20 protein-coding genes are annotated in these 23678 nt (G+C 65.5%); 10 read left to right on the top strand and 10 right to left on the bottom strand.

Annotated elements, in window-relative coordinates; translation table 11 throughout:
- Window positions 1-240: 240 nt before the first annotated feature.
- Together ACWEO2_RS04225 and ACWEO2_RS04230 are read right to left on the bottom strand one after the other, a co-directional pair.
- Window positions 241-777 carry a DoxX family protein gene (locus ACWEO2_RS04225; protein ID WP_452404011.1) on the bottom strand — a complete coding sequence of 179 codons (537 nt, stop codon included), beginning with the start codon at window positions 775-777 and terminating at the stop codon, window positions 241-243.
- Between the two features lie 25 nt (window positions 778-802).
- Window positions 803-1552: a DODA-type extradiol aromatic ring-opening family dioxygenase gene (locus ACWEO2_RS04230; protein WP_452404155.1), complete on the bottom strand. Its 750-nt coding sequence runs from the start codon at window positions 1550-1552 to the stop codon at window positions 803-805.
- A gap of 138 nt (window positions 1553-1690) precedes the next feature.
- Between ACWEO2_RS04230 and ACWEO2_RS04235 the strand changes: the two genes are divergently transcribed.
- The 7 genes from ACWEO2_RS04235 (at window position 1691) to ACWEO2_RS04265 (ending at window position 9040) form a co-directional block, all read left to right on the top strand.
- On the top strand, window positions 1691-2140 hold the full coding sequence (locus ACWEO2_RS04235; RefSeq protein WP_452404012.1) for a MarR family winged helix-turn-helix transcriptional regulator: 450 nt from the start codon (window positions 1691-1693) through the stop codon (window positions 2138-2140).
- A gap of 85 nt (window positions 2141-2225) precedes the next feature.
- A complete protein-coding gene (gene merB, locus ACWEO2_RS04240; RefSeq protein WP_452404013.1) occupies window positions 2226-2915 on the top strand; it encodes an organomercurial lyase in 690 nt (229 codons plus the stop codon).
- A gap of 188 nt (window positions 2916-3103) precedes the next feature.
- Window positions 3104-3583, top strand: coding sequence for a hypothetical protein (locus ACWEO2_RS04245; protein ID WP_452404014.1), 480 nt, complete (start codon window positions 3104-3106; stop codon window positions 3581-3583).
- A gap of 1128 nt (window positions 3584-4711) precedes the next feature.
- Window positions 4712-5893, top strand: coding sequence for a cytochrome P450 (locus ACWEO2_RS04250; protein WP_452404015.1), 1182 nt, complete (start codon window positions 4712-4714; stop codon window positions 5891-5893).
- Between the two features lie 323 nt (window positions 5894-6216).
- Window positions 6217-6552: a histone-like nucleoid-structuring protein Lsr2 gene (locus ACWEO2_RS04255; protein ID WP_354953442.1), complete on the top strand. Its 336-nt coding sequence runs from the start codon at window positions 6217-6219 to the stop codon at window positions 6550-6552.
- A 582-nt stretch (window positions 6553-7134) separates the two neighbouring features.
- Window positions 7135-8430: an NtaA/DmoA family FMN-dependent monooxygenase gene (locus ACWEO2_RS04260; RefSeq protein WP_452404016.1), complete on the top strand. Its 1296-nt coding sequence runs from the start codon at window positions 7135-7137 to the stop codon at window positions 8428-8430.
- 142 nt (window positions 8431-8572) lie between these two features.
- The gene (locus ACWEO2_RS04265) at window positions 8573-9040 is read left to right on the top strand and encodes a cupin domain-containing protein (RefSeq protein ID WP_452404017.1); all 468 of its coding nucleotides are present in this window, start codon (window positions 8573-8575) and stop codon (window positions 9038-9040) included.
- 31 nt (window positions 9041-9071) lie between these two features.
- On the opposite strand, the gene ACWEO2_RS04270 is transcribed toward ACWEO2_RS04265, so the two are convergent.
- The gene (locus tag ACWEO2_RS04270; protein WP_452404156.1) at window positions 9072-10460 is read right to left on the bottom strand and encodes an NtaA/DmoA family FMN-dependent monooxygenase; all 1389 of its coding nucleotides are present in this window, start codon (window positions 10458-10460) and stop codon (window positions 9072-9074) included.
- A gap of 458 nt (window positions 10461-10918) precedes the next feature.
- Between ACWEO2_RS04270 and ACWEO2_RS04275 the strand changes: the two genes are divergently transcribed.
- The gene (locus ACWEO2_RS04275; RefSeq protein ID WP_452404018.1) at window positions 10919-11650 is read left to right on the top strand and encodes a GNAT family N-acetyltransferase; all 732 of its coding nucleotides are present in this window, start codon (window positions 10919-10921) and stop codon (window positions 11648-11650) included.
- 14 nt (window positions 11651-11664) lie between these two features.
- On the opposite strand, the gene ACWEO2_RS04280 is transcribed toward ACWEO2_RS04275, so the two are convergent.
- From ACWEO2_RS04280 to ACWEO2_RS04305, 6 genes are all read right to left on the bottom strand, one after another.
- Window positions 11665-13065 (bottom strand): lipase family protein, encoded by a 1401-nt coding sequence (locus tag ACWEO2_RS04280; protein WP_452404019.1) that lies wholly within the window; start codon window positions 13063-13065, stop codon window positions 11665-11667.
- A 355-nt stretch (window positions 13066-13420) separates the two neighbouring features.
- A complete protein-coding gene (locus ACWEO2_RS04285) occupies window positions 13421-13999 on the bottom strand; it encodes a YbhB/YbcL family Raf kinase inhibitor-like protein (RefSeq protein ID WP_452404020.1) in 579 nt (192 codons plus the stop codon).
- Window positions 13996-14541: a LeuD/DmdB family oxidoreductase small subunit gene (locus ACWEO2_RS04290; protein ID WP_452404157.1), complete on the bottom strand. Its 546-nt coding sequence runs from the start codon at window positions 14539-14541 to the stop codon at window positions 13996-13998. The genes ACWEO2_RS04285 and ACWEO2_RS04290 overlap by 4 nt, the downstream gene beginning before the upstream one ends.
- Window positions 14542-14549: 8 nt before the next feature.
- A complete protein-coding gene (locus tag ACWEO2_RS04295) occupies window positions 14550-15797 on the bottom strand; it encodes an aconitase/3-isopropylmalate dehydratase large subunit family protein (RefSeq protein WP_452404021.1) in 1248 nt (415 codons plus the stop codon).
- 6 nt (window positions 15798-15803) lie between these two features.
- Window positions 15804-16673, bottom strand: coding sequence for an isocitrate lyase/PEP mutase family protein (locus ACWEO2_RS04300; RefSeq protein ID WP_452404022.1), 870 nt, complete (start codon window positions 16671-16673; stop codon window positions 15804-15806).
- Window positions 16670-18094 carry an MmgE/PrpD family protein gene (locus ACWEO2_RS04305; protein ID WP_452404023.1) on the bottom strand — a complete coding sequence of 475 codons (1425 nt, stop codon included), beginning with the start codon at window positions 18092-18094 and terminating at the stop codon, window positions 16670-16672. The genes ACWEO2_RS04300 and ACWEO2_RS04305 overlap by 4 nt, the downstream gene beginning before the upstream one ends.
- Before the next feature lie 182 nt (window positions 18095-18276).
- Between ACWEO2_RS04305 and ACWEO2_RS04310 the strand changes: the two genes are divergently transcribed.
- Window positions 18277-19320 (top strand): Lrp/AsnC family transcriptional regulator, encoded by a 1044-nt coding sequence (locus ACWEO2_RS04310; protein ID WP_452404024.1) that lies wholly within the window; start codon window positions 18277-18279, stop codon window positions 19318-19320.
- A gap of 209 nt (window positions 19321-19529) precedes the next feature.
- Window positions 19530-22694 (top strand): multicopper oxidase domain-containing protein, encoded by a 3165-nt coding sequence (locus ACWEO2_RS04315; RefSeq protein ID WP_452404025.1) that lies wholly within the window; start codon window positions 19530-19532, stop codon window positions 22692-22694.
- A gap of 5 nt (window positions 22695-22699) precedes the next feature.
- Here ACWEO2_RS04315 and ACWEO2_RS04320 read toward each other — a convergent pair whose 3' ends face one another.
- Window positions 22700-23671, bottom strand: coding sequence for an antibiotic biosynthesis monooxygenase (locus ACWEO2_RS04320; protein WP_452404026.1), 972 nt, complete (start codon window positions 23669-23671; stop codon window positions 22700-22702).
- Window positions 23672-23678 lie beyond the last annotated feature (7 nt).

Genomic DNA, 23678 nt, shown 5'->3' on the forward strand with positions numbered 1-23678 from the left:
TCGACACCCGAGGTTGCCCCGTCGCCACCACACGCACAACTCCCCCCTCCCCCACCAGAACTTGGACAAACGCTCACCATGCGCTCATGCAGGTAAACGTCGAGAACGCACCTGCACCAGCGCATTCTCGATGACTATCCGGCGTGTTTGGGTGGGATGCGAAAGACCCGCCCGGCGATGTTGCCGGGCGGGTCGGGGGGCGGCGGAGCCTGGGGAGATCGTGCGGTTTCGGGGTATGGGTTAGTTGCGGATGAGGAGGATCGCGCCTGCGGTGACCAGGGCCAGCAGGATGGCGGCGAAGCCGACGATGAGGCGGTGGGTGCGTAGGGCGGGGATGAAGCGGTCGAAGGCGTAGCGGCCGGGGCCGGTCAGCGACAGGGAGGTGGCGGCGAGGGTGAGGATCAGTTCGTATTCGATGCCCTTGGGGGCGAAGAAGTTGCCGCCCCATTTGACGGCGATGGCGTTGAGCAGGGTGCCGACCAGCGCTGCGGCGGCGAGGGGGGTGAGTAGGCCGATGGCCAGGGCGAGGCCGCCGAGGGTTTCGGTGAGTCCGGCGACGGTGGCCATTGTTTTGCCCGCGGGGTAGCCGCTCATTTCGAAGAACTTGCCGGTTCCGGTGAGGCCACCGCCGTTGAACCAGCCGAACAGTTTCTGGGCGCCGTGGGCGGCCATGGTGAGGCCGACGGCCAGGCGCAGCACCAGCAGGCCGAGGTCGTAAGTATGTGTGGGGGTTGCGGTTGCGGAGGTCGGTGCGGGGGCGGTGAGCGTTGCGGTCATCTGGATGCCTTTCGTCAGGGGTGGATCAGCCGAACTGGATGGAGCGCCGGGCCATGCCCAGCCAGAACCCGTCGATCACGGTGCGTTGGTCGGCCAGATCGTCCGCGCCCGCGCCGAGGGCGACGAACAGCGGTGCGAAATGGTCGGTGCGCGGATGCGCGAGATATGCCGCGGGGGCCTTGTTTTCGAAGTCGAGCAGGGCGTCGAGATCATGGGCGGCGAGGGTTTCCCGGCCCCAGTCGTCGAATTCGGCGGTGAAGCTGTGGACATGCTCGTCATCGGCGGTCATGGCGCGCAGGTTGTGGGTGAAGAAGCCGCTGCCGATGATCAGCACACCCTCGGCGCGCAGTGGCGCGAGTTTGCGGCCGATCGCCAGCAGCCGTTGCGGGTCCAGCGTCGGCATCGACAGTTGCAGCACCGGGATATCGGCATCCGGATACATCTCCTTCAGCGGCACATAGGCGCCGTGGTCCAGCCCGCGATCCGGGACATCGACCACGCCGCCGAGCAGTTTGCGTACCTTGTCCGCCAGTTCCGGCGCCCCGGGCGCGGCATATCGCACTCGGTAGTAGCGCTCCGGAAAGCCGCCGAAGTCGTAGACCAGCGGCACCGTGGTGGTCGCGCCGAGCGCGATCGGCGCGGCCTCCCAATGCGCGGAGATCATCAGAATCGCCGTGGGCGGGGGCAATTCGTGCGACCACGCGGCCAACTCCCCGGGCCACCGCGGGTGGTCGGCCAATGGCGGCGCACCGTGCGAGAGGTAGAGCACCGGCATCTGCCCGGGCTCACCGCTCATCGAATCGCGACGCGAAACTGCACTCATCACTGCTCTCCATCCAAGTAGTTCAAATTTGAACTCCACGCGACTATAGCCTGTTGTTCAAATTTGAACAACACGAGTAGGGTGGGTGCCGTGGCTGATGCGAAATGGCTCAATGATCGGGAGATGCGCGCCTGGCAGGGCTTCCTTGCGGCCTGGGCACTCGTCGGCCGTCAGGTCGAACAGCACCTCAAACAGGAGGGGCTTTCGCACACCCAGTACGAAGTCCTGGTCCGCCTCGCCGCCGCCCCGGACGGCCAGCTGCGGATGACCGAACTCGCCGATGCGCTCTACACCTCGAAAAGCGGCCTGAACTACCAGGTTACGCAGCTGGAGAAGTCCGGCTTGGTCCGCCGCGAGGCCTGTCCGACCGATATCCGCGGTGTCACCGCCGTTCTCACCGCGGACGGCCGTCACCGTCTCGAGCAGATCGCTCCCGGCCATGTCGAAACGGTCCGTCGCGTGCTCATCGATGTGCTGAGCCCCGAACAGCAGGAGGCTATAGCCACTGGACTCGGCGAGGTAGCGCGCCGACTCGGGTAGGTCGCGCCCGCCGCACCAGCGTGCAAGACTTCCGATCCGCCGGGGCCGAGGCTGGGACACCGCACCTGCGTCAGGAGGTAGAGCAATGAACGATCCTTCCGCGATGCAGCGGGAACAGGTCCGCGTGGCGGTGTACGCCCACTTCGCCCGCACCGGAACCGCCCCTGCCCCAGCGGATCTCACAGCCGAGACCGGACGCGCGCACCCCGAGGTTCGCGACGCGCTCGCAGCGCTGCACGAACACCACGATCTGGTCCTCGACAAACACGACCGTGACCGGATCCTCATGGCGCACCCCTTCGCCGCCATCCCGCTCGGCTTCTCGGTAATGGGCACCGGCACGCTGTGGTGGGGCGGTTGCGCATGGGATTCCTTCGCCATCCCACACCTGCTCCACGACGAGCCGGACGTGCTGGTCGCCACGCGCTGCCCGGCCTGCGACACCCCGCACGCCTGGGTGGTTGGACGCGCGGCTCCGCCCGCGGGTGATCAGGTGGCCCACTTCCTCACCCCGGTCCCCCGCATCTGGGACGACGTCGTGCACAGCTGCGCGAACCAGCGCCTGTTCTGCTCGACCGACTGCGTCGACTCCTGGCTCGAGAACACCGGGCAGACACTGGGTTACGTCATGGACCTGGCCACGCTGTGGCGGCTGGCCAGCAACTGGTACGCCGGGCGCATGGAATCCGGGTACACCCGGCGCGATCCGGCCTCGGCCACGGCCTATTTCGCCCAGGTGGGACTGCACGGGCAGTTCTGGGGTCTACCCGGATGAATCCGGCGCCGGTGTCCTACCAAAGGAGGACACCGGCCGCGACCATAGGCCGATGTCACCGGCCCTGCGAACCCCGCAGAATCGGGGCCGTAAGAAATCTGTTGGGAAACTCCAAGCGCCAACAGATTTGATGCCCAGGTAGGGATGTGACGCTGATGGTCGCAGATTGACCCAGAACGGAGAAGACAGTGCCCACGACGTTTCCGAGTTCCGTCACCGAGGCCACTTCGGATACGGTTCCGGACTGCCGCCGACGTGGGTGGACCGTCGCCGAAACGGTCAATGGTGTCTGCCTGATCACCGATGAGCAGATATCGGCCATCGAACTCACCGGCACGCTGGCCGCCACCGTGCGCCGATTCCTGCGGGCGAACAATCTGTCCGGTCCGGTGATCGAGATTCCGGGCGCGCAGCGCCGCGAGATCCATCTGGTCGTCGGCGCCGCCAAGGCCGCGAAGGCGATCGGCGCGTTGCGCGCGGTCGGCGCGATCGTGCACACCAGCGGTGCGAGCATCCCGTTGCCGCCGACCCGGCTCTCGGCCGGTGCGGCCTGTTGGGGAATCTCCCCGGCCGAGGCCCGCTGGGTGCCGCCGGTCGTCGCCATCGCCGCCGCCGTACGCGCCGCCGAAACCGGCCGCAAGCCGCACCTCAACGGCGTGGCCTGCTGAGATCTCGATCCGAGCCGTCGGAAATCGGCTCGCGGACAACGACCTTGCGCGCTATTCGGCAGCGCCAGCCGGACCGCGTTGCCGATCTGTTCGATGGTGGGCAGTTAGCCTGATGCCTCGGCCATTTGGCACTGTCCCAGCCGTGCCGGCATCAGCGGTTGCAGTTGCACGCCGAACAGACCGACTCCCGGTCCAGCGATGAATGCCGGACCGACTGCCGGTGTGAGATTCACCTCGTCGGATGTCAGGCGCAGGTACGTCGCCGCCGCCACAGGGCGATGCCGAGCGCGAGGCTCGCTTCACCAGCCACGAGGAGGCGACCCGTACCGAACGGTGTCCTGACCGGCGAGCCCACTGAAGCTGGTGCCCGTCACAACCTGTCGCCCGCACGCATCACAGGCACCGGCGGACGTGTGAATGCGACTCGGTCACATTGGTGCTCCTGTGGCGCGTGTGACGAGATGGCAAACCGGTAGCGCCGCGCAGCGGAACCGATCCTGGACCTTCTCGAGACGCCAGATTGCGTACGACTGAGTGCGTTCGACGTGGGTCAACCAATTCTGCGCCGAAAGTGCGCGGCCTTTTCCACCGCCGACACGGCAATTGGCCGCGTTTGCCCGGAGGCTGCTGACTGAGCATCGAACGCGCCGTAGTCAGTGCCGCCGTAAATATAAGAGACCCTCGTCCGCCGAGCCACGCCACGAACGTGCACGCCGCCAGCTACTGGACGGTCGGATATGGCAAATATTCGCCGATTTGCGGCAATAGTGCTGTGAGATCCGGTTCGCGCTGCGGCCCGCTACGCAGAGGAGGTATGATCCCACGATGATCGAAACATGTTACGGTCAAACACATTTGGCGTACCGCTCGGTCTCGGACAGGCGGATCGATGATTGCGCCGACCGGGGAGCGGCCGCCGAGGTTCTAAACGCGTAAGGCCGTAACTGCCTGTGGATCAATGGGATCCATCCACTGCGTAGCGTTCCAGTAGCAATATGCTTCGCCCCTTATTACCGGTAATGGGCCGACGATCTGGATACGGTCGCATACACAGGCGTGAAAGACCGTGCAGTTGAACAGATCTCACCGTTAACGTGTTATTCGTTCTTGGGAGCTACTTTCTTGGCCATGTCCCTGCATTCGCCGGAGTTCGCAGCCGATCCGCACGCCGCATACGATGATATGCGGCGCAGTCACGGTCCGCTCGTTCCGGTGGAGATAACCGTCGATGTGCCCGCGACGCTCGTGATCGGCTACCGCGAAGCACTGAACATCCTGAGTGATCCCGACCACTTCCCGGCGGATCCGCGGGCCTGGCAGGCCACCGTTCCGAAGCGCTGCCCGGTCCTACCGATGATGGAGTGGGGGCCCACCGGGTCGAAGACGGTGGGCGAAGACCACTCCCGTCATCGGGCCGCCTACACGGCCAGCCTCGAAAAAGTCGATCTGTACGCCCTACGCCACGCGGTCGAAGCCATCGCGGTGCCACTGATCAACAGCTTTTGCGAGACCGGTTCCGCGGATCTGCTGGGCGAGTATGCCGTCCCGCTCACCGTGCGGGTGCTCAACGATCTCCTCGGGCTCTCGCCGGAGGCCGGGCAGGAAGCATTCGCGGCCTTGGTTGCACTGCGCGATGCCTCGGATGCGGCCTCGACCGAGCACAGCGAACAGCGGTTCACAGCGGCGATATCGGATATCGTGGCGGCCAAGCGCGCGGCGCCTGGTGCGGACGTAATTTCCTGGCTGATCGGACATTCCGCCCAATTCGACGATGCGGAGATCGTGGCGCAGGCGGCGGTGTTGTACTCGACGGGTACCGAACCGACGTGGAACCTCATCGTCAACGCACTGCTGTTGATGGTGACCAATGACCAGTTCCACGACGAGCTCCTAGGTGGTGCGCTGTCCATCCGCGATGCGATCGACGAAGTGCTGTTCACCGATCCGCCGCTGGCGAACTTTTGTTCGCGCTTTCCACGGCAGCCACAGATAATCGGGGGTTCGTGGTTGCCGGTCCACCAGCCCGTTGTTATCAGTTTGGCGGCGTGCAACAACGATCCCGCGGTCGGTGGCGACCGGACCGGCAACCGTTCGCATCTGGCGTGGGGCGCCGGGCCGCGTTCGTGCCCGGCCCAGTCGGTGGCCATGGTCATTGTGCAAGAAGCGCTCGACCAACTACTCGACGTGCTACCCGATATCGAATTGGCGGTGCCCGCCGACCAGTTGCAGTGGCGGCTGGGCGCCTTTCACCGTGCGCCGACCGCGGTGCCGGTGATCTTCCCTCCAGCACCACCGCTCACCTTCGTATAGCAAGAATCCCCGGCTGAATTCATCGCGAGATTCCGGCCGAGGACCCGCCGTTGGCCGACGGCGGCCTGTCCCACCCGCGCCAGCCCTACCTCATCGACGAGGTATGGCTGCCCGCGAATCAGCTGGTCACTATCAGCATGGTGCCCGCCGGAACTGCGGCTGGCCGCCCCCGAAGCAACCGGTGTTGCGGCCGGGACGGCGGGCTGCGAACCGATGGCGGCATAGGCCGGCCTCGGTGAGCGAGACGCCTGCGAATCGCCCTCGCAGGCACTCGTTATGATCACGTTTCTCTGCCCGCTGTCGACTCATGAACAGGAATGCCCATGGCACGCAAGGTCGTTGTGACGCTGGTCGATGACTACGATGGCAAGTCCCCCGCCGAGGAAACAGTGGCTTTCGCACTGGACGGCGTCGAATACCAGATTGATCTGTCCACGGACAATGCCAGCCAGCTGCGCGGCGTCTTCGACAACTGGACACTGAACGCCCGCAGAACCGGTCGCGCACCGCGGGGTCGGGGCCTGGCCTCCCGCTCGGCGAACGACCGCGCACGCACCGCCGCCATCCGCGACTGGGCACGCAAGAAGGGCCTTACCGTCTCGGCACGCGGACGGATTTCGGCCGAGGTGGCCAACGCGTACGAGAAGGCCAACGCCTAACCCGGCCATCGGAATTGCGCGCCGGTACCGGCGCAGGAAATTCGGCGCCATTACGGCGCGGCTCCCCACCGCCGCGGACTTGGTTGGCTAAGCTTGCTGCGCTGTGCGACGTGGCGGCGTCCGCACAGCGAACGGGGAAGGGAACCCGCTCGGCGATACTCCGCGTATCGCCGAGCGGGCTCGCAAAGTCCACGACGCCGTCAACTGGCCACACTGCCTCCCAATGCACCGGTCTAGTAGCTGAGTTCGCGGCAGCCGCTGCCCTCTGCCCGCAGCCATGCCCGCGACAGGTCCAACGGCGAACGGCGCCACAACCTTCGATGCGCCGTCAGTCGTATGCTTCTTCGTTGCAACCGTTTCGATCCAACCTCGGCACCGGTGCCGCCCGATGCCGTCGAAGCAGTGGCCGACCGTTGGTTGCTACCAGCTGTCAGGGTCGTCATGAACTGCCCACCTTCGGCTGCGGCAGAGCCAGGGTGAGTACCGTCAAAGCGAACGCGATCGGTCTCCGTGCACATCGAATTCGCGTCCGACTGATCGCAATCCTGTTCGGCGGATGGGCGATACGGTTGGCTTCGGTAAATGAGTTCTGCACGACGTCGGCCGTTGAAGACGGTCACCGGAGTCAGCGGCGCGGTGAGCGTGTATGCGGCCGCCATCGATGCGAAGGAATCGACGGTGACCTCTGCCGTCGAGATCGCGAAGATTGCCGAGGCCAATAGGTTCGACGCATTGTTCGCCGCCGATCTGCTCAGCTTCGGCGCGCAGGGCGCGATCGGCGCGCAGGAGCCGCTGATCTTCCTGTCCGCATTGAGCGCCGTGACCACACACGTCGGCCTGATCGCCACGGTGACCAGCACCTTTCATCATCCCTACAACCTCGCCCGGCTCTTCGGAACGCTCGACCATGTGAGCAACGGCCGCGCCGCGTGGAACGTCGTGACGTCATCGGTGGGTGAAGAGAATTACGGTGACCAGGACCTGCCGAGCCCGGAGGATCGGTATGCGCGCGCGACAGAGACGCTCGAGGTCGTCAATGCGCTGTTCGACAGCTGGGAGCCGGGGGCACTGACCCCCGACGGGTACGGTGGTGCGATCCTCGACGCGACCAAGGTGCACCCGATCGAGCATGCGGGACAGTACTTCACGGTGCGAGGCCCGCTCAATATTCCACCGCTGCCGCAGCGGCGCCCGGTCCAGTTCCAGGCGGGTCAATCGGCAGGCGGTATCGAACTCGGCGCCCGCTTCGCCGAGGTGGTTTTCACCTCGCTGCCGACGTTCGAGGACGCGGTCTCCTACACGAAGACGGTTCGCGCCCGCGCGACAGAGCTCGGCCGCGCACCCGGATTGCCACTGATCATGAGCTCACTGCACGCGACATACGGAGCAACCGAGGAGCAGGCTCGCCAGCTGGTCCGCGAGGAAGCCGAAGCCACCGACTTCGACGCGGGTCGAATCCGCCTGGCCGATATGCTGGGCGGCGGCGTCGACCTCTCCGAACTACCGCTGGACCAACCGATACCGCAAACCCTACTGCCGGAACTGAATTCGGTGAATCGCCGCCGCGGCCGGGTGGAGATCTTCACTAAACTCGCGGCAACGGGCCGCACACTGCGTGAGCTCATCATCGCCGCCAAGGACACCGGCCACTGGGCCGCCGCCGGAACTCCGGAACAACTCGCCGACGCCATCGAAGAGCGCTATCGCGCCGGCGTCCTCGACGTCATCTCACTGGGCGGACTGGCCGAACCCCGAACCCGCGACTTCGTCACCAACGGACTCCTGCCCGAACTACGCCGTCGCGGCATCGCCGGCAACGACTACGTCGGCAACACATTCCGCGAGAACCTCGAACTCCCACCACCACCCGCGCGCTGACCGCCGCGGTGCGCCGTGATGGGATCGACAACATCGGCCGATCCCTGCACGCGGATGGCGGACTGTCCCGAGTCCAACCCTGGCCGGGGTAGCCTGGCGATAACCGCACAATTCCACGATTGACGCCGAAAGGCCCGATCCAATGAATGACAGCACACCGGACTGGCGGCGGGAGGGAGTGCGGGTCGTCCCCGGCGACCGCCTCGACCCCAATACCGCGCAGACGCCCGGCATGTATCGCGAAGCCGCGATCAGCAATGCCATGGTGGGTGCTCAGCAGATCTGGGCGGGCACCGTGCGGATAGATCCCGGTGCGAAGACCGGCGCGCACCACCACGGCCCGCTGGAGAGCGTGATCTACGTGGTCGCCGGGCGCGCCCGCATGCGCTGGGGCGACCGGCTGGAGTTCATGGCCGAAGCGGGTCCCGGTGACTTCATCTACGTCCCGCCGTTCGTACCGCATCAGGAACTCAATGCCGACGACGATGAGCCCCTGAGCTGCGTGGTGATCCGCAGCGATCAGGAGCCGATCGTCATAAATCTGGACATTCCGATAGCGGAGAACCCCGAATCGGTCCCGTGGATCGACCCGCACCACCCGGCTCGGTAAGCGCCCGGATTATCAAGAGCTGCAACAGAACTCAGGCGTGGGCCGATACCGCCGACCGCACGTCCGGGAGACCGAGGTTAGCGCGCAACGTGGTTCCGGTGTATTCGGTGCGCAGCGCGCCGCGGTCCTGTAGCAGCGGCACCACCTTGTCGACGAATTCGTCGAGACCCCACGGGACCAGATGCGAGCCGAGGATGAAGCCGTCGGAGCCGTCGTTCTGGACGAACGTATCGATCTGCTCGGCGACCTGGGCGGGGGTTCCGACCAGGGGGCCGCGCTCGAACTGGTCGATCACCACCTCGCGCAGGGTGAGTTTCTTCGCCTCGGCGACCTGACGCAGGCGCTCGACGGTGGCGAAGCGGTCCTGGTGCACGAAGGCGCGCCCCTGGATGATCGGTGCGGCATCGGGGTCCGGATCGATGTCCGGTACCGGTCCCTCCGGGTCGTAGCCCGACAGGTCACGGTTCCAGATCTGCTCCAGCAGGATCAGCGCGGTCTGCCCCGTGACCTGCTCATTGCGGATCGCATGGAATTTCTCGGTCGCCTCGGCCTCGGTATCGCCGAGCACGAAACTCGCCGATGGCAGGATCTTGATGTCCTCGGCTGCCCGTCCGGCCGCGACTGCGCGCGCCTTGATATCGCGGTAGAAGTCCGCGGCCTCGGGCAGCTTGCCGTACGGGGAGAAGATGGCATCGGCATTGGCCGCGGCGAATGCGCGCCCCTGCGGTGACACACCGGCCTGCAGGATCACCGGCCGACCCTGCGGGCTGCGTGGCACGGTGAACCGGCCGGAGATGTCGAATTGGCTGCCGTGGAAGGCGAATGCCCCGGCATCGGGGCGGGCCAGGAACCGGCCGGAATCCTTGTCGGCGACGAGATCGGCGGCATCCCAGGAATCCCACAGGGCGCGAACGGCATTCAGCGTCTCCTCGGCCCGTGCATAGCGGTCGGCCGGATCGAGGTATCCGCCGCGCCGGAAGTTCTGGCCGGTGAAGGCGTCGAAGGAGGTCACCACGTTCCACGCGGCGCGACCGTCGGATAGGTGATCCAGGCTCGCCAGCTGGCGGGCCAGCTCGTAGGGCTCGTTGAAGGTCGCGTTGATCGTGCCCGCGAGCCCGAGATGTTCGGTGACCGCGGCAATCGAGGCCAGCACGGTGAAGGTGTCCGGGCGGCCGATAATGTCCTGGTCGAAGATCTTGCCCGCGCGTTCGCGCAGAATGAGCCCTTCGGCGAGGAAGAAGAAATCGAATTTGCGACCGGAGCGACCCGCGCGGCGACGAGGTTCGCGTCGATCCTGGCCCGGACCCGGTCGACGGCATCGTCGCCAGGTGCGTGCCGTTCGCCTGGAACAGCCATGCTGTCCTCGATGCTCACGAAATCGAGTAGGCCACGCTGCGCCGTGGTGACCAGATCCGTCCAGTAGCCGGGACTGAACAGTTCGGCGGGCCGGGAGTTCGGCTCCCGCCACGCGGCCGGATGCCAACCCGCTCCATCGAGCGCGACGCCGAGATGCAATTGTGCCGGTGCCATCGTCTCCCGTTTCTGTGTCTGGGCGAATGTCATGTCCTGCAACGCGCGGCACCGGTGCGAGCCCATTCGAGCGATGCGCTGCCGGTGCTGTGCTGGCTCACCTATCTGTCGGCCGGGCTGCCCATTAAGTCCCATACCTGGTGGCCACCTGGGGTTGTGGCGCACGATTCCGCCCTGGCGTGGGCGCCCGTCAACGGTTGAGATCAGCTCGAGCGCTGGGAAATACCCTGTGCGCAAGCGGATTCGAAGGCCGCCATCGGATATGAATTGCGATGAGCGCAACCGGTTCCAGCGGTCGTGTGCCTCGCTAAGGTTCTCCGATCGGACCCTGTTGCGGAGGAATGCGCGATGACCACCGAGTCGACCATCGACATCGATACCTCACTGCACCCGCTCGACGACCCGGTGCGGGCATCGCTGTGGGGCGAGCACCACCGGTTCGCCAGTTGGGTGGGCCGCATCGGCCGCTACGACCCGGAAGTCGCCAGATTCGTCGGGCATCCGCCGGTACTCGACGATCAGGATTGGGCCGATCTGGCCACCCTGCTCGGCCCGGGCGGCAGCACCGCGCTGCGCGGCTACGGCCACGTGCCGCCGGAGGGCTGGACGGTGCTGAACGAATTCGGCTCGGTGCAAATGGACGGCACTGCGCTGGGCGTCGCACACGACCCAGAACTCGACGTACTCACCGCGGCGGATGTGCCCGAAATACTCGACCTGATCGCCCGCACCGAACCGGGCCCATACGCGCCGCGCACCATCGAAATGGGCACCTACCTTGGCCTGCGAGTGGACGGCCGACTTGTGGCGATGGCAGGTGAACGCCTGCATCCGCCGGGCTGGACCGAGATCAGCGCGGTCTGCACCGATGCCGAATTCCGCGGCCGCGGCTTCGCCTCACGCCTGATCCGCGCGGTTGGCGATGGCATCTGTGCCCGCGGCGAGACACCGTTCCTGCATGCCGTCGCCCATAATGCGACAGCGATCAGTTTGTACGAAACGCTCGGATTCACCCTGCGCAAACGCTCGCCGCTGACGATCGTGCAAGCGCCATCACCCATTGGCCCGACTCCGAACTAGCCGTCGACTTCCGCTCAGGAACCTGCGCGGCATTCGTTCGGCGCGGGTTCGCCGCGCAGTCGTCCGTCGAGCCAGCCGATCTCGCCGGGGAAGCCGGTGAACAGGGCGATGATGTGCTCGCCGGGCTCGGTGCGGTGTACCGCGGGGACGCCGCGGGCGCATTGGTCGCGGTAGAGGTTGTAGCCGTTCTCGAAGGGAATCCAGAAGTCGGTGGCGGCGTGGTAAATGTAAAGCGGGACACCGGATTTCCGGTTTGTCAGGTCGGTCCGCGCGAAGATCGCGTCGGCGATATCACTGTCGAGTGGGTCGGCGATATCGGCCGCGACCTCGATCGGGATGCCGACCACGCCGAGCGGGCCGTTGCTGTCACCGCAGGTGTCCTTGATCGGCGAGGACGCCACCCACTGTGCCAAGTGATTCATATGCGCGAGAATCTCCGGGTATTCGCGGCCCATCGCCAGCGCGACGGCCAATAGAATGCCGGATTCGGAGCTGCCATCGAAGCGCTGCGCGACCATTCGATAGTCGGTCACCAGTCCCCCCATGGCCGCTCCGACCACCACACCGGCCAATTCCGGTGCATACTCGTCGAGCAGCATCGCGGCCGCATACGATGCGATCGCACCGCCCGAATACCCGCCAACTGCGACACGGCTACCCTCGAACTCCGCTGGAAACAGATTGCGCACCGCCCGAATGGCATCGAGCACCACATGCCCGGCGACGTTCGGTTCCGCATACGCCATCCACGGACCTTCGTGATCGGGAATGAGCACCGCATAGCCACGGCTGAGCGCCCATGCGGTGGTCGGCGGGAACAGATCATCCCCAAACAAATTGTTGCGCAACCCGTGCGCCATCGCATAGCTCGTCGTGCAGTTGAGCCCGAGCGAATTGATCGGCAATGCACTCACCAGCACCGGCTGCTCCCCCGGACCGGTCCACGCGGCGGCGGGAATCATCAATGTCGCGGTACCGAAGGACGGCCTGCCCGAGGCGTCCGTCGTCCGGAACTTCAGCAGCACCGCCCGGCTGATCGGCTCCGTCACCAGCAGCGCGGAAGTCGCTGTCACATCACGCCATTCGACGATATCGCCAGGGGCGAGCGCGTCGAGACCACTCGGCCATTCGTCGAAGATCCGATCCCCCGACGGCGCGGACCGCACCGCCTGCCACAATGCGGCGAGTTCGGCGGGCAATGCGCGCGTCGGCGGTGATGGCGCCGGCGCGAACGATGGGGCCGGAATGGTGGCATCGATCCACTGCTGTAGCTCGGACGGCACCGAACCAGCTGGCTGCGTCGGCGGTTGCGGGTGTTCGGAAATACCGGGGCCGGCTGATGCGGGCACCGGGGAGACCAATAGTGAGCAGCCCACCATGGCCGCAACGACAACAACCGCTCGGAGTTTCGACATTTCGATCTGCTCCTCCGGACTCCGAGGCCGCCCCTGAGCGGCCAGACTATGTCGCACCGGAACCGCACTCAGCGCGGTTCGAACTTCTCACGATCGAGGCTGTCTTCGGTGTGGCTCCGGCACAAAGCCGAAACCCACGGGTACGCAGACGATAAATTGAGCGAGGCTCGGTTATTGTAACCGCAGGTAGGAGGGGCCGAAGGCGGTCGGTCAGCGCCGCCGTCCGTCCCAGGATCGCGCGAAAGCAACCCGCGAGCACATTCTTGTCGACATGCACCGGGTGTCCCAGGCCGCAAACCCCGATCGAAATCCTCCATGCCGCACACGTCAACCGAACGTAGGTTGGCCGCACAGATCAGTCGCGTTCGTACGTCCCGGTCAGCTTGCCTCGGGCGATAACGTGTCCATCGATCGCGGACAGCGTGCTCGATCGGGTGGCGTCGACGCCGAGTCCGCTGGGTTGGTCGAGGGCGAACATCTGAAAAATGTAGCGGTGTGGGCCATGGCCGGGGATCGGTCGTGGCCCGGCATAGCCGCGGCGTTTGAACGCACCGAATCCGATCCGCATCATCGGATCCCCCACAGTGGAAGTCGCTGCGGCCGAATCGATTTCGAGCCCACCTTCGGGAATGCCCGCCGTATGCGGGTCGACACCGGTGACCAGTCCGTGCACGATCGGCCGCGGCAACGGGACATCGGGGTCTTCGATAATGAGGACCAGCTCCACTGCGTCAGGCGGAATGTTCGACCACTGCAGTGGTGGTGAGATGTTGTCTCCCACACCGTCTCCCGCGTAGCGGCGCGGTATGGCGGCGTTGTCCCCGAACGCGTCACTGGTCACCGTGATGGTTTCTGGTGCGTCCTTGGCGGCCGGGTGGTGCCAGGCGGTACTGCCGAGTCCCGCGCGCACAGGGCGCAGCAGACGGCCGATCATGCGCCTGATCCGCTGTCGACGGGGATCGCACCGGACCGCAGGACATCGCGCAGTTCGATGGGCAGATACCCCTGTTCGGCCAGGCGGGCGAGCACGCCACCGCTGGCGAGGATTTCCAGGATCAGTGGTGGTAGAGACACGGTGTGTCCGTTCACACCGGCGGTCTCGTTGCGGTATTCGCCGGTGGCGATGTCGAAGCTGCCCTGATCACCATCGTCGAACAGGTCGGTCACCCCGGGGGCGGCGAGTGCGGGCAGGCCCGCGTTGACGGCATTGCGGAAGAACAGCGAGTTGAAGTCCTCGGCGATGAGTGCGGCGACGCCGAAGTGGCGGAACAGTGCCGCGACGGGGCGCGACGATCCGACCCCGAAGTTTCTGCCCGCGATGACGATATCGCCGGGCTCGACGAGATCGGTCCAGCCGGGCCGGATTTGGTAGAAGACATGCTTCGCGGCTTCGGGAATGCCGAGTTTCATCGCGAAAGCGGGATACATGGCGTCGGTATCGATGGATTCGCCGAAAACCCAGACCCGTCCGGTAATGGTGGTGTTCATGCGGTGATGCTCCGTGGATCGGTGATGTAGCCGGTGACGGCCGAGGCGGCAACGGTCGCCGGAGCGGCCATATAGATCTCGGCTTCGGTACTGCCCATGCGGCCGGTGAAATTGCGGGTGCTCGAGGTCAGGCACACCTCGCCCGGGCCGACAACACCCATGTGGTAGCCGAAACAGGCGCCGCAGGTGGAATTGGTGACGACGCCACCGGCGTCGGCGATGTCCTGTAGATAGCCCAGTCGCATCGCGTCTCGGTAGACCGTCTGGGAGGCGGGCGTGACGAGTAACCGCACCCCGGGAGCGACGGTTCTGCCGCGCAGGATCTCCGCGGCGATGCGCAGATCGTCGAGCTGACCATTGGCGCAGGAGCCGATGAATGCCTGATCTATCCTTCGTGTTTCGATCCTGGACACCGGTAATCCGTTGTGGCTGACCGTGCCCGGCCGGGCGATGTAGGGCTCGAGGGCGGACAGGTCCACGGTGCGGACATCGAGGTAGCTGGCATCTGGGTCGGCGTCGGCGGGTTGGTAATCGTGAACGCCGCGGTCGGTCAGGAAGTCCCGGAGCAGTTCGTCGACACCGAAGGTGGCGAAGTCGGCCGATATTTCCGCGGCTTGGGTGGCGATGGTTCGCCGGTCGTTGAGGGGCACGCTCGACAGGCCGGGGCCGCCGAATTCGAGGTTCTGGTTGGTGGCGTCGCCGTAGGTGTCGGCGATGTAGAGGAATACGTCTTTGCCGCTGATTTCTTTGGGCAGCATGCCATCGAATTCGTACCGGACGGTGGGCGCCACCTGGAACCAGGTGCTGCCGGTGCAGAGGATGGAGTAGAGCTCGGCAGGTCCAAGACCCCGTGCGGCGGTGTTATAGGCCCCGCCCGCGCAGGTGTGCGAATCCGTGCACGCCAGCACCTCGCCCGGCCTGGCCAGTCCGTTTTCGGCGATTACCTGGTGGCAGATGCCGTGCCGGCCCACGTCGAAGAACCTCTGGATACCGAAGTCGGAGACGAACTTTCGCGCCTTCGGCCCGCCCTCGGCATCTTTGAGCGTGGGGGCAGGCACCGCGTGATCCATGATCACCGCGACCTTGTCCGGATCATGGATGCGGCTGGGCGGAATCCACAGCGTCGCGAATTGCAGATCGATCATGACGCACATGTCGACATCGACGGTGACGATATCGCCGGGCGCGACCTGTTCCACGCCCGCCTTGCGGGCGAGCAGATTCTCGATCATATTCATGCCCATGGGTTTTCACACTCCTTCGGTGCGGTAGCGCTCGCCGAGTTCCGACCACTCGGCCAGCCCGACGAGATCGAAGAATTCGGCGGGCTTCGATGGCAGCAGCGGCGCGGGGTCCCGTCCGGCGAGTTCGGCGAGACCGGTGAGCATGGCGTAGGCCGCCGCGCCCAGCGGCAACGACGGGTGGATGGCGATCGCGTACCCGAGCTCGCGAAGTCGTGCGGTGGATTCGATCGGGGTCAAACCACCGATGACGAGATTGATCAGCAACGGTGCCGCGACTTCTCGGGCGATGCGCTCGATCTCCTCGACCCCCTGCGGAGCCTCGACGAACAGAATGTCGGCACCGGCGTTGGCGTACACATTGGCGCGTTCGATCGCGGCGTCGATGCCGAGTGGACCACGCGCGTCGGTGCGCGCGATCACCGCGAAATCGGGGTCGCTGCGGGCATCGAGAGCGGCGGTGAGTTTGCTGACGAACTCGTCGGTGTCGATGAGTTCCTTATCCGGCAGATGCCCACACTTCTTGGGAAAGGCCTGATCCTCCAACTGGATCGCGGCCACACCGGCCGCCTCGTATTCCCGCACGGTGCGCACGACATTGAGCGGGGCACCGTATCCGGTGTCGGCGTCGGCGATCAGCGGGATATCGCCGAGCGTGCGCACCAGCATCCGGGCGCGTTCGACCATCTCGGTCTGGGTCAGCAACCCGATATCGGGCAGTCCGTATCCGGCAGCCGCAACGCCGGCGCCGGTCAGGTAGGCGGCGGTAAATCCGATGCGGCGCACCAGGGATGCGGAAAGGCCGTCGAAAACTCCCGGCGCGACTACGACGTCGTCAGCGGCAATAGCAGCCCGCAGGCGGGCTCGCGCGGCGGTCATCGGTTGCCGTCCATGGCGCCTTGGACCGGCGCGGCAAGGAGATCGGCCAGTTCGCGGATGTCGGTGAGTTGGTCGAGGTTCAGTACCGCCCGCTGGATCGCATCCAATCGCGAGGCCGCCATCAATGGCCCGACGAGGACGCGGTACTTGGCGATGACATCGTCATTGGTGACCGGATCGTCGAGACCGCCGTGCGGTTGCACGATCCGCTTCTCCAGCACTGTGCCGTCGGCGAGGGTGATCGACAGCTCCGTCGCGAAACGCTCTCGCAGCGGCCCGTTCTGGATGTTCTCGTCCAGCTTCACCTCGACCTTGTCGAGCAGGTCCCACACATCGTCGGCGGCCAGACGCGCATCGGTGAACTGCGGCGGCAGGACCTGACCGTCGAGCAGGGCCACCGCGGCCGCGTATCCGAGATTCATCTGCGCGCCGATCGCGGTCAATGGACGCTCGGGCTGCCACCACCCGTGGTGATACACGGTATGACCGACGCGAATCTCGATGTGCGAGACGGCTTTCGGATCGATACCGTATTCGGCGCGCAGCTCGAGCGCGGCCTGGATGGTGCCGTGCAGGCCGCCCTGGGCTGCGTAGGACTTGACCATGACGAATTCGGTATGCCAGCCCGCGCCGAGCCCCGCGACCACCTGCGCCGGATCGGGATCGTGTCCCGCACCGAAGACGGCGAGGTAGCCGCCGTACTGGCGGTCGAAGACCTGCTTGATTCCGGTGTAACCGCCCGCAGCCAGCCCGGCGGCGTAGTAACCGTTGCGAGCGGCGAATCCGTGCTGCATCCGCTTGGACATCGCCTCGTACTGGGCCGCCATCAGGCCCGCCGACTGGGTGCCCGCCATACCGAGTGCGTCCTCCAACTGCTCGGCCCCGAGGCCACGCAATTTGCCAGCCGTCATCGCCGCGGTGTGGGTGCCGAAGACCGGTCCGCTGTGCCAGCCCCGCGACAGCATCTGCGCACCGTGCAGGGCCAGGCCGACGCGTGGTCCGATTTCGAATCCGGCGATCGCGGCCACCAGGGCCGCCGCGCCCGACGCGCCATCGAGGTGCTGTGCAGTCGCCAACAGCACCGGCAGGATCAGCGAATTGTTGTGCAGCGGCGCGAGTGGATGGAAGTCGTCGAGTTCGAAGCCCTGGATGAAAGTGCTGTTGAGCAGCACAGCAGCAGGTCCGCTCGTGGTCGTGCCGGTACCGATGACCATCGCGTCCCCGACCCCTTCCAGGTCGAGGACCGACCGGGTGGCAATCCGCGACCACGGCAACTGGGCACCGACCAGACCGCAGGCCACGCCGTCGAGCAGCAGGTATTTCGCGCGGACCTGAACCTGCTCAGGAATCGCGTCGAGCGTCAGTTGCTCGACCCAGTTCGCCAGCGCGACTGTGACACCTGAAGTAGTCGATTCGCTCATGCGCCCAGTGAACGGCAATCGCAACATTCGACTCCGAAACTGAAGGAAAACTGCACGGGCTATGGGAGGCTGCTAATGAAACATCCACACACTGCTCAGATGGCGTGGGTAATCAACACATCTCGGGATCGATGTGGTGTCCTCGGTCCCGCCACCGTCTCGACACCGGAGCGGAGCCTGCGGTGACCGCGGAACGACCGGCACAGCGCGGCGTCGATGAGGTCGACGTCATGCTGCTGGATGCCCTGCACGCCAACCCGAGGGCCAGCTTCGAGCGACTCGGGCCGGTACTGGGGATCTCGCCGGTCACCGCGGCCCGCCGCTGGCAGCGGTTGACCGAATCGGGCCGCGCCTGGGTTTCATCGGTACCCGGACCACAGGTGGCACTGACCGCGGCGGTATACGAGGTGCAAGCACAACCGGGCTGCATTCTCGACGTCGCACACGAGTTGGCAGCTGTTCCCCAAGTCGTCAGCGTGTACGCCACCGACGGCGCCTTCGACCTGCACACGCTGGTGCTCGCCGAAACCACGCAGGCCCTGAGCACACTCCTGCTCGAGCACCTACCCCGCATTCCCGGCATCGCGAGAGCCCGGTCCCACATCGGCATGGAGTGGTACAGCGGGATCCACTGGCGACTGGGTGCGATGGATAGCGACCAGCAACAGTCGGTTGCAGAGCCCGATGACAATCGCCGACGCACCACCCGCAACCGCACCCTCGAGTCCGAAGACCGCGACCTCTTCCTCGCCCTGCAGCGTGACGGTCGCGCCCGATTCCGCGACCTCGCACGCGAACTCGATACCTCCGAACATCTGGTGCGCCGACGACTCGATTCGCTGGTCCGTCGCGGAATGCTGGGATTCCGAACCGATTTCACGCGCGGCGAGGGCGGCTGGCCGACCGAGTTCGTGCTCTGGCTGTCGGTACCACACCACCAACTGGTCGCCGCTGGCGCCGAGATCGCCGGATGGCCGCAGACCCGCATCTGCCTTTCCGCCGTCGGATCCGCCAACCTGATGCTGATGGCTCAGGTCCACCAGGTCGGTGGCCTGACCGAAGTCCTCGAACGAATACGCCACACCCTGCCCGACGCCGTCATCCTCGACCAGCGACTCGTATTGCGAGCCTGCAAATCCTGGGGTCGACTGCTCGACAGTGCGGGCCATGCCATCGGAGTGGTGCCGGTCGATCCCTGGGCGTCGGCCGGTGGGTCGACATCCTGACGTAGCGCTCTGCAGTCGCGCGGCCAATCGTCGCTGGTGCAGCGCGGGCGGCACGCCCTGCCTGGATCGACGCGTCACCAGATGTCACCGGGGCCGACCGGTCGGTATTCAACCCGTGTGTTCCAGACCCCGATCATTGATCCTGAGTAGTCTTTGGATCGTCGATCGATGCTTTGGAGCCCAGTCGCCCTCGTGGAGCGGGAATCCCCATGGTCACCCATCGCAAGAATCCAATTGTCGCGGTCGTGGCGGTCGCCGCGTCGATCGCACTGTTGATCGCGGCATGCACGTCCGATCGGTCCAAACCATCGGGCGGTGGCAATGCTGGCCTCAATGCCGCCCCGGTCGCCTATCGGGAGCCGGTTGAACTCGCGAGCAAGGACGGCGTGCTCGAAGTGCGACTGTCGGCGCACCAGGGCACCGTTGCCCTCGACACAGTTCCGAAACCGGTCTCGAACTTCCTGGTCTTCGGTTACGAACTGATCAGAGGCACCGCCTCGGACGGATCGACCAAGGGCGACAACGGCTATCCGGCCCCGACACTGCACGTCGAACCGGGCGAGCGTTTGATCGTGCACTTCGACAACGATCTGCGCGATCTGACGATCAGGGACTATTACAACCCCGCTTTCACCCCGGCCGGTGGGGATGTGCCGATCTACCCGCCCGCCCTCACCTCCTCGCCGCTGAACCTGCACACCCACGGGCTGCACGTGAGCCCCAGTGGCAACGCCGACAACGTCCTGCTCGATATCCCGGCGGGCAAGGGCAATGTCTACGACTTCGCGGTACCGCAGAGCATGCCGAACGGTCTGTACTGGTACCACAGCCATCGCCATACGGTCACGGCTCAGCAGACCTACAAGGGCCTGGCGGGCCTACTGGAAATCGGACGGCCCGACGGCAATCTGCCGCTGGTGACGCGCAACAACATTCCGATCCGCACCATGGCACTGCAGTACAACTTCGTCTTCGACCGCAAAGGCACCGGCCATGAGTTGAACGATCCGAACTGGCCGCAATTTGTAAGCACACTGCGGCCACCAGAGGGAACACAACTCGCCGACGGCACGTACCGGCCGAGTCTGGCCCCGGTGAACTTCGCGCAGACGACCATCGGCTCGCGATATGTCACCAACTGGCACACCGGACCGCTATCGCCCGCCAACCATCGCGGGCAGAACCAATTCGTACCGACCAGCCTGCAGAGCTTCACCAGCGATCCGACGACCCAGCCGCCCATCTCGATCCCGGCCGACCCGAACCTGCCGGACAACCAGCGCGATGTGCAGTTCACGATCAACGGACAGTTCCAGCCCGCGCTGCGGCTGAAGCCGGGGCAGACCGAGATCTGGGTCCTGGCCAATATCAGCGACTTCGCCTATATACCGGTCACGCTCACCGAGACGGCAACGGGCAGCCATCCGAAATTCGCGATCGTCGGCCAGGACGGCGTCCCCTTCCCCGAGGTCCACCTGCCGGTCGACGGCGACGGCACCCGTCTCGTCATCCCGCCCGCGTCGCGGTACGCGATCGCGGTGACGATGCCGAAGACCGGCGATCTCATCCTCGAGATGCCCCCTGCGCCGGGAGCCCGCGCCGTCACGAATCCCGGTGTGCTCTATACGAATAGCGGCACCGACAACCCACCCGCCGTCTTGGGAAGGATCACCGTAGACCCCTCGGTCATCAGCTATGAAGACGGCTTCTTCACCTTCCCCACGCAGAAGCTGCTCCACGTGCGGCCCGACAAGGGCACCGGACAGACCACGCCGTTCGTTCCCGGCCAGCAGCTCGACGCATACACCTCCTTCGTGGACGCCTCGGTCGGTGCCCCCGATGTGCGCCGAAAGCTCACCGTCACAGGGGGATTCGGCAATGACAAGGCCAGCAGCAGCGATCCCAAAGCGTTCACCTACGAGTTCGACGACAACACCTTCCCGAATATCCCGCTGCTGCAGCCGCGACTCGACTCGGTCGAGGAGTGGCTGTTCACGAACCTGAATAACGACGAGCACCCGATGCACATCCACGTGAACGATATGCAGGTGATGGAGATCGTCGATCCGGTGGTGAATTCCAGGACCGGCGTGCAGATGTGGGCTGAGGACAACGTCAATGTGCCCGCCCCCGTGACCGACGAGTACGAGAATCCGCTCGTGCCCGCTTCGGCGACAATGCGCATGCGGTTCACCGAGTACACCGGCACCTTCGTGATCCACTGCCATCGCCTCAATCACGAAGACAACGGCCTGATGGCGCTCGTCAATGTCATCCCCGCGGTATCGACCTATGCGGTGGCGAGCGCGGGTTCCCCTGGCACGCCCGCAACCGTGCGGGTCTACGACGGCAATGGCGACCGGCCGGTCGCGACGGTCACGCCGTTCCCGTCATTCGAGGGCACACCGACGGTTGCCATGGCCGATGTCAACGGCGACGGAGTGCTCGACCTCGTGGCCGGTACCGGTGCGGGAGTGGCCTCGGAAGTGGTGGCCTACAACGGCGCTGGCGCCGCGCCCTTCAGCGCCGAACTGACTCGCTTCGCACCGTTCGGGCCCGACTTCCGCGGCGGCGTCAATGTCGCGGGCGCCGATATCGAGGGCAATGCGTCGGCCGACAACATCATCGTCGGCTCGGGTCCCGGCATCGAATCCCGGGTGCAGATCTTCTCCTCGACCTTGCCCGGTGGGCGCGACAAAGCGCCCGAGCAGTTTTCGAGTTTCACACCGTATCCCGGATCGACGACCGGAGTCACCATCGCGACCGGGATGGTCGACAGCGCCTCCGGCCGGGCCAGCATTGTGACGGCGCCGGGGCCGGGAGACGCCCCACAGGTGAAGACCTTCCACTATGACCTGTACACGCCGACCGCCGCGGCGCAAGGCACGCCGGAGGCCGGACATTCCGGTGACCCGATGATGACCTCGGAATTCCTGGCCTTCGACCAGAGCTACCGGGATGGTGTCTCGCTCTCGACGGGATGGGTAGCCGGTGCCGAGGGCGGGGCGCAGAGCATTGTCACCGGCATGCTCGGCGGCGCGGGCACGGTGCGCGTGTGGTCGAGCGGATCGCGTCTCGACGGGCAGCCCGCGATGTACACCGAGAGCCCGAACCATCATGCGGGCCCGATCGTGTTCCGCGAGGTCACATCGTTCGTCCCGTTCGCCGACGGACCTGCTGGTATCGGGGTGCGGGTGGGAACCACCAGCACGACCTTCGGTGCGGATCTGCTCGTCAGTGGGCTGGCGGGCACCGGGGCCGAGGTCCGCAAGTTCGGACTCGGCCGCGCCGACCCACCGGCCACAACCCTGACATCGACGCTATTGACCGCGATTCCCGCACCGACCGGACCCGCGCCGCTCGGCGGCCGTTAGCGAGGTCAGGGCAATGTCCAGAGTTGGGTTGTCACCACATAGAAAATGACAGCCCACACCAGCATGACGGCGGCGACGATAACGATGCCCTCGCGATTCGTCTTGGCAGCGGGAGCATCCGGCGGCGGCCATAGCCACCGCCGCAGCAACCGGTTCACGTAATACGGCATCGTCAAGAAACTCATCACGAAGCTGGACAGCAGATTGCCGATGAGCAACCCCAGCCAGAGCGGCATGTGCAACGGTGACAATGCGAGGGTGAGCAGCACGACCGTCGGGTAGAGGCCGACCCACACCGCGACGGCGGTTTTGGTATCGGACGGAGCCGCAGTGTCACGTCCGTTCTCGTCGAAAGCGAACCAGCTGCCGAACGAGTTCTCGATGGTGCGCAATTCGAAGTCGCTGAACTTCTCGCCCTCGGCGAGAAGTTCCTGGCGCCGCTTCGAGGTGAGCCAGGTGGCCAGATTCGCCGCGGTATCGAAGCGGTAGAGCGCGGTCCACTCGTCCTGCACACCATCGATGGGGCGGAAGAGCTCGGTACCGCGAAAGCCTTCGAACTTCGCCTCCTCCCGGCTCAGATGCGCCTGCCACGCAAGGAAATCCGCGACGCTGTCGAGCGCGACGCGATGGGTGACGACCACCGTCACGAGGGGATCGACGGGCCGCGCACCGCCGCTGATGACCTGCTGAGTGGCGGGACCGTCGAAGTATTGCTGGCCGCGGTCCAGGAATTCCTGACGGGTGGCGCTGTTTATCCAGTCCTGTAGATGACCGACCGAGTCGAAGCGGTAGACCACCACCCACTCCCGCTGCACTGCAGTGGGAGCGGCGATCTCCGCGCCGAGGAATCCGTCGTGAGCCGAGGCTGCCGCATTCAGCTCCTCCTGCCAGATCCGGAAATCTTTCTCGAAACCCGGGCGCACCCGCTGGCCGATAATGACCGTCGCCGCACTGCCGCTACCTTTCCCGGCGTCCATCGCGCTC

Source organism: Nocardia sp. NPDC004278 (assembly GCF_053602975.1).

Excerpts from the sequence above, each read along its gene's own strand:
- ACWEO2_RS04225 (WP_452404011.1), bottom strand. The coding sequence starts at position 777 with ATGACCGCAACGCTCACCGCCCCCGCACCGACCTCCGCAACCGCAACC.
- ACWEO2_RS04230 (WP_452404155.1), bottom strand. The coding sequence starts at position 1,552 with ATGCCGGTGCTCTACCTCTCGCACGGTGCGCCGCCATTGGCCGACCAC.
- merB (WP_452404013.1), top strand. The coding sequence starts at position 2,226 with ATGAACGATCCTTCCGCGATGCAGCGGGAACAGGTCCGCGTGGCGGTG.
- ACWEO2_RS04250 (WP_452404015.1), top strand. The coding sequence starts at position 4,712 with ATGTCCCTGCATTCGCCGGAGTTCGCAGCCGATCCGCACGCCGCATAC.
- ACWEO2_RS04255 (WP_354953442.1), top strand. The coding sequence starts at position 6,217 with ATGGCACGCAAGGTCGTTGTGACGCTGGTCGATGACTACGATGGCAAG.
- ACWEO2_RS04260 (WP_452404016.1), top strand. The coding sequence starts at position 7,135 with ATGAGTTCTGCACGACGTCGGCCGTTGAAGACGGTCACCGGAGTCAGC.
- ACWEO2_RS04265 (WP_452404017.1), top strand. The coding sequence starts at position 8,573 with ATGAATGACAGCACACCGGACTGGCGGCGGGAGGGAGTGCGGGTCGTC.
- ACWEO2_RS04275 (WP_452404018.1), top strand. The coding sequence starts at position 10,919 with ATGACCACCGAGTCGACCATCGACATCGATACCTCACTGCACCCGCTC.
- ACWEO2_RS04280 (WP_452404019.1), bottom strand. The coding sequence starts at position 13,065 with ATGTCGAAACTCCGAGCGGTTGTTGTCGTTGCGGCCATGGTGGGCTGC.
- ACWEO2_RS04285 (WP_452404020.1), bottom strand. The coding sequence starts at position 13,999 with ATGATCGGCCGTCTGCTGCGCCCTGTGCGCGCGGGACTCGGCAGTACC.
- ACWEO2_RS04295 (WP_452404021.1), bottom strand. The coding sequence starts at position 15,797 with ATGGGCATGAATATGATCGAGAATCTGCTCGCCCGCAAGGCGGGCGTG.
- ACWEO2_RS04300 (WP_452404022.1), bottom strand. The coding sequence starts at position 16,673 with ATGACCGCCGCGCGAGCCCGCCTGCGGGCTGCTATTGCCGCTGACGAC.
- ACWEO2_RS04305 (WP_452404023.1), bottom strand. The coding sequence starts at position 18,094 with ATGAGCGAATCGACTACTTCAGGTGTCACAGTCGCGCTGGCGAACTGG.
- ACWEO2_RS04315 (WP_452404025.1), top strand. The coding sequence starts at position 19,530 with ATGGTCACCCATCGCAAGAATCCAATTGTCGCGGTCGTGGCGGTCGCC.
- ACWEO2_RS04320 (WP_452404026.1), bottom strand. The coding sequence starts at position 23,671 with ATGGACGCCGGGAAAGGTAGCGGCAGTGCGGCGACGGTCATTATCGGC.